Below are 5,569 nucleotides of genomic sequence, written 5' to 3' on the forward strand. Positions count from 1 at the left end.
GCTCGGCGGCCTCGTGCGCCCGGCTCGTCTCGCCGATCGACTCGTCGTACTCGGCGAGCCTGGCCGCGCGGCGGTTGGCCCGGTTCGTGGCGCCGATGTATTCGGGCGAAGGCTTGGGCCGGGCGCCGACGAGGAGACCGAGGCCGAACTGGGCCCCGCCGGTCACCACCGGCGCAGATCCACCCTGTCGATCCCGGCCGGGCGTGATCGTGTCGGCGACCGCGACCGACCGCAGCACGTCCGTGACGACCGCCGCCGGAACGAGGTCCTGCTCCTCCGGCACGAGCACGTCGGCGAGCGTACGGCCGGACGGGCGGCTCTCCTCGGGAAGCGGGAGCAGGTAGCCGTCGGGCTCCGGCGCCGCGACGGCGTCGAGGGTGTGCCGCGCCTGCGGATGCACCCAGGCGGTCAGCAGTCCCGCGCCGTACAGGGCTCCTTCGAGACCGGCCGCCTCCTCCGCGCCGAGGCCGTCGGCGAACCGGACGAGCCGCCACAGCGGCGCCCCCGGGCGTCCGTCGCGGTCCGCCGTCCGGCGGTCGTCGTGCGGCGGCGCCTCGTCGCGCTCCGCCGCGATCTCCTCCCGCTCGCGGCGCAGGCGGACGAGCTCGGCGGTGAGGTCGCGCACCCGGGCGGACAGGCGCTCCACGGACCTGACCGCCTCCGTGCGCCGTTCCTCGGTCCGCACGCTGTAGACCTCGGCCGGGGACGGCGCCCCGGCGTCACCGGCGTGGTCGAGGGCTTCGGCCAGCGCCTCCACGTCGGCCGGCCCGGCCACGGCCTCGTCGTGCCCGGTCTGCTCGTCCCCCGTGTGCTCGTATCCCGTGTGCTCGTCCCCGGGCCGTCCGTCCTCTGCGGGCTCGTTGTCCGGAAGCTCCGGTGAGCGGGCCCAGCGGACGGCCCAGGCGTCGAGTGCCTCCCGCGCGTCGCGGCGCGCCGTCGCCAGTGCGGCGTCGGCGGCCTCGCACCGCCGTTCCCGCTCCTCGACGTCCTTGTCGGCCTTGTCACGGTCGGTCTCGGCCCGCAGCCGGTCCCTCTCCGCTGCGGTCACCCTGGCGATCTCATCGCGGACCTTCGCGACGTCGTCCCGGCGGGCGGCGGCCCGGGCCCCCGCCGTCGTGAGCAGGTCCTCCCCCGTGTCGGCCGGGCCGTCCCCGTCGTGGGAGACTCCGGCCCGCTCCGCCGCGTCGGCGAGGTCCGTGGCGTGGCGGACGATCGCCGCCCGGGCGCCCTCCAGCCGCTCCGCGTGTTCGCCCGCCTCCCCTTCGAGGGCGGCCAGGTGATCGGCGGCGTCCGCCAGCCGGACCCGCTCCCGCTCGATCTCCTCGCCCGTCTTGGCGACCTGACGGCGGCGCAGGTCAAGCTCGCCCCGCGCGCGGTAGGCGTCGTCCGCGCGCAACGCGGCGAGGCGGCGCTCCAGGCCCTCCCGTTCGGCCTCCGCCGCGGCGGACGCCGCCGTCGCGGCCTCGCGTGCGGCCGCGGCCGTCCTGCGTGACTCCTCGGCCCGCACCAGCGTGCGGGCGTGCTCCACCGCGCCGTCCATCTCGGTCTGGATGCGGGACAGCCGGGCCTTCGCGTGGGTGCGCAGATAGGCGACGTAGTCGGTCAGGAACGCCCGTACGGCCTCGTCCGCGGCGGCGAAGTCGTCGAACTGCCTCTGCACCGCCGCGAGGTTCTCGAAGTCGCGGGCCGCCTGGTCGACGAGCTCCTCGTCGAGGGGGCTGAGACCCGAGGTGAGCGTGGCGGACACCTTGTCGGGGTCGAGGTCCTTGGCCAGCAGCGGGCGGCGCAACGCCAGCAGCAGGTCGAGGAGCTGGGTGTAGCGCTCCCTGCCCAGCCCGAACAGCCGGGCGTCCACCGCGTCGCGGTACTGCGTGGCCGTCTCGCTGTGGGCGTCCGGCCCGAGCACGGCCTTGAGCTGCCGCTCGGTGAGCGGGCGGGAGTCGGGCGCCAGCAGCCCGAAGTCGACGCCGAGGCGCTTGTCCGTGACGAAGAACGAGGTCCGCACCCCGTCGCGGTGCCGGTGCGCGCGGATGCCGATGACGAGGGTGACGGTCTCGTCGGTCTCGGCGGGCTCCGCCCCGATCTCCCGCCGGGCGAACTCCATCCACACGTAGCCGTACTCGGCCTCCTGCCCCCGGTAGAGCAGGTTGGACTTCATCGTCCGGTTCTCGCCGCTGAACGGGTCGAGCCGCCGGGCGTCCGCCACACCGTCGAGGATGAACGGGAAGAGCACCTCCAGCGCCTTGGTCTTGCCCGAGCCGTTGTGCCCGCGCAGGACCAGGCGCCCGTCGGCGAAGGCGAACTCCTCGTCGACGTAGTCCCAGACGTTGATCACCCCGGCTCTGCTGGGCTGGAACCGGTCGCTCGGCGGCGTCATCGCTCCTCCTCCTGCGCCGGCGCGTGCTCCCGCGTCGACGGGTCCTTCTGTGTGGCCTTCTCGGGCAGCGCCACCAGCGCCAGCTGGCCGCCCGAGGTGCGGGTGGGCAGGGCGGCCCGGATGTTGCGATACCGCAGCGCGGCGGGCAGGACGAGCACGCCGCCGGGCACCGGCCTGAGCAGCGTCAGGTCCGCGAGGAAGCCGACGACCGCGTCGAGCAGCCCCCGGGGGTCCTGCTGCCAGGCGGTGGTGAACGAGGCCGCGCCGAACTCGTCGTACAGCTCGGTCGTCATCGACTCGAGGCGGCCGCGCTCCACGAACGGCGCCTCGGCGGGCGCGGGCCGGTCGCCGGGGAAAGGCGCCTCCGCCTCCGCGGCGGACCAGGCGAGCTCGGAGACGATCCCGTCGCGGGGCAGTCCCGCGTCCATCCGCGCGACGAGGCCGGCCTGGTCGTCGGCGAGCGCGGGGACGGGCAGCCGCTCCGGAACGTGCTCGGGGTCCTCCAGCAGGTCGGCGATCTTCGCCAGCAGGAGGCCGGCCGCCCGGCTCACCGCGTTGCCCCGGCCCGGGAACGGCCGGTCGGTGAAGACGCCGCCCGGGTCGGCGAGCATGACGCCCTCCGCGCGCCGTTCCAGGGCCAGCCCGGTGAACCGGACCAGGTCCTCGGCGAGGCCCGGGGACCGCAGCGCGTCGGCCACCTCGGGGTCGACGTCCGCGTAGTACACGACGGGGAACTCGACCAGCAGCCGCCTGGCCCTGCGGACGGGGTTCGCGTGCGGCGGCTCGTGCACCAGGCCGGCCGCGCTGGTCAGGTGCTGGACGGGCCGGGCCGGCTTGAACAGCACCGCGCAGATGTCGTGGTCGATGTCGTACAGCGCGTCGCCGCGCTCGGTGTCGCGCGCCCACCACTCCAGGCTGCCGTCGGACAGCCGGAGCGCGCCGCGGTCGACAAGCCAGCCCAGCACGTCGACGACGGCGCCCTTGTGCGAGCCGAGCGCGGGATCGAAGCCGAGACCGTCGATGGAGTTGGCCAGCGGCGTGAAGATCCGCACCAGGTCCGCCAGGCTGATCTCGATGCGGGAGCGCTGGAACGACCCGAGCACCAGGCACAGGTAGGCCAGCCGGCGGCGGTCGAACGGCTTGCCCTTGCGGGAGAAGATCGAACGCTGCGTCTCGTCCAGGACGTCGAGGTGGCGGACCAGCCGCACGTGGTGGGTCGTGGCGATCAGTGTGTAGCCGAGCAGCTCGCGGAAGTCGCGCGTCATCTCGTCGGCCCACCGCAGCACCTGGTCGAGCACGCCGGGGCGCGGCCGCTCCTTGGTGATCAGGTCGCAGGTCAGCACCCGGCGGACCGCCTGCTGGTAGGAGCCGAGGTCGGCGGTGGAGACGCCGACGGCGGCCCGGGCGCCGACACGCGTGCGGGCAGTCGTCACCGGGAACCCCCCGTCCCCGAACCCGCCACCGGCGTCCGACCGGCGATCTCGACCCGGAACCCGGGCAGGTGGAGCAGTCCCCGCGCGGTGCGCACCGCGCTCCCGCCGTCGGACGGCACGAGCCGGATCATCACGGCGTCGTCGGCGCCGGAGCCCCTCTTCAGGCGGCCGGCGACGACCGTGCGTCCCTCCAGCGCCCGCGTCATCAGCTTCAGCAGGACTCTGGTCTCCGCGTCGTCGAGCTCCCGGCCGTGCGCGCCCATCCCCACCAGGTGGCCGGCGGCCTCGCGCTCGGCCGCCCGCTCCGCGGCCTGCTCGCGGCGCAGCGCGGCCCGCGCGCCGGGGTTGCCGCGCACCGGCGTGGGCACGCCCGTCGTGGGCGCCTTCCCGCTGCGGAAGAGCGTGACCGACACCTCCACCCCCGGCGCGTCCCACCATGTGTTCCTGGGCGAGATCTGTTCGGTGTCCTCGTGGGCCGCGCCCAGGTGCCGGGCGCTGCGCAGGTTGAACGCCGCGCCCATCAGCGCGTGGGCGGCGCCCTCGTCCGGCGCGTTCCAGACCCACTCGGCCAGGTGCCGCAGCTGGGTCGCCCGGTTGACGCCGCCGCGCTGCGCCTCCGAGATCTGCCGCAGCAGCGCGATCACCCCCGACACCGCGACGCGCGTCGCGTTGCGCAGCTCCCCCGCCCGGGACTCCCCCGGCCCCTCGGGCGCGAACCACGCCCGCAGCACGGACCAGCGGCGGCGCCAGTCCTCCAGCCGCTCGTGGCGGTCCATGAAGGGCCGCTCGTCCGCCGCCGCCGCGCGGTCGAGCAGGGAGGTCAGGCCGCTCGTCTCGACGTCCCGTACGGCCGCGGCCAGGCGGGGCAGATAGCGGTCGAGCTCCGCCATGAACTCGGACATGTGCGTCAGCAGCGCGTTCTTGTAGCGCAGGAACGTCTCCGGAGAGGCGTCGGTGGAGCGGATGATCTCGCCGAGCGTCACGTGGAAGTGCGCGGAGCGGCGTCCCATGTCCTCCATCACCGAGTCCAGCCGGGACAGCCGGCGGTAGACCTGCTCGCCCTGCCCCGCGCGGTTGGCCGCCGCCAGCGCCTTGAGGTCCTCCAGGATGTCGGAGAAGACCAGGCGCGACAGGTTCGCGTCCTGGATGCGGGCCGCGAGCAGGCCCTCCACCGAGGTGTACGCCCAGTAGCCGAGCTCGCTGAACTGATAGACCGACTGCCTGTTGCGGTAGCGGACGAGGTTGCCGGCCCGCGAGGCGTCGTCGAACCGGTGCACCACGCCGTCCTCGTACAGGGCGTCCAGCCGGTCGCGCAGGTTGCCGTCGAAGGTGGGCACCTCGTCGTGGAGCCGGGCGAGCTCGGTGAGGGCCGCCTGCACCTCGCCCGCGTCCACCTGGACCTGGTGCACCTCCCGCAGCCGGTCCATGGCCCGCAGCACCCACAGGTAGGCCACATGGTCGTCACGCCTGGTGAAGTTGAACAGCCTGAACCGATCGCTGATCGCCGGCGAGTCGAGGTCAAGCGCCCTGCGTTCCGCCATCCGGCCCCCCAATCCGTGTCACGGATCCATTGCCTCGGATCCGTGTCGCACCCGCCCGATCGCGGAGTCCCGCCCGCCAGATCGCGGGCGGGGCTCCGCGTGCCGAGACGACCGTATTGGAGGGCACCGACAGTTGCGACCTGCCCCGGCGTCCAGCCCGATGTCGCCGCCGATTCCCGGCGGCGGGCGCGGAACCCGGGGGCGGCTTGTCGTCCGTG

General features: G+C 74.6%; 2 protein-coding genes and 1 pseudogene. All 3 read right to left on the bottom strand.

Translation table 11 applies throughout. From position 1 onward, the window contains the following. Window positions 1-2,377 (bottom strand): annotated as a pseudogene (locus AB0J39_RS37825) (TIGR02680 family protein); the annotation flags it as partial. Next, the gene (locus AB0J39_RS37830; RefSeq protein WP_363473768.1) at window positions 2,374-3,810 is read right to left on the bottom strand and encodes a DUF2398 family protein; all 1,437 of its coding nucleotides are present in this window, start codon (window positions 3,808-3,810) and stop codon (window positions 2,374-2,376) included. The pseudogene AB0J39_RS37825 and the gene AB0J39_RS37830, both read right to left, overlap by 4 nt. Continuing rightward, the gene (locus AB0J39_RS37835; protein WP_363473770.1) at window positions 3,807-5,351 is read right to left on the bottom strand and encodes a TIGR02677 family protein; all 1,545 of its coding nucleotides are present in this window, start codon (window positions 5,349-5,351) and stop codon (window positions 3,807-3,809) included. Before AB0J39_RS37835 ends, AB0J39_RS37830 begins: the two co-directional genes overlap by 4 nt. Between the last annotated feature and the right edge of the window lie 218 nt (window positions 5,352-5,569).

The sequence above is a fragment of the Microbispora sp. NPDC049633 genome (assembly GCF_040675265.1).
Classification (GTDB): Bacteria; Actinomycetota; Actinomycetes; order Streptosporangiales; family Streptosporangiaceae; genus Microbispora; species Microbispora maris.

Coding starts and splice junctions, on each gene's coding strand:
- AB0J39_RS37835 (WP_363473770.1), bottom strand. CDS start 5,351: ATGGCGGAACGCAGGGCGCTTGACCTCGACTCGCCGGCGATCAGCGAT.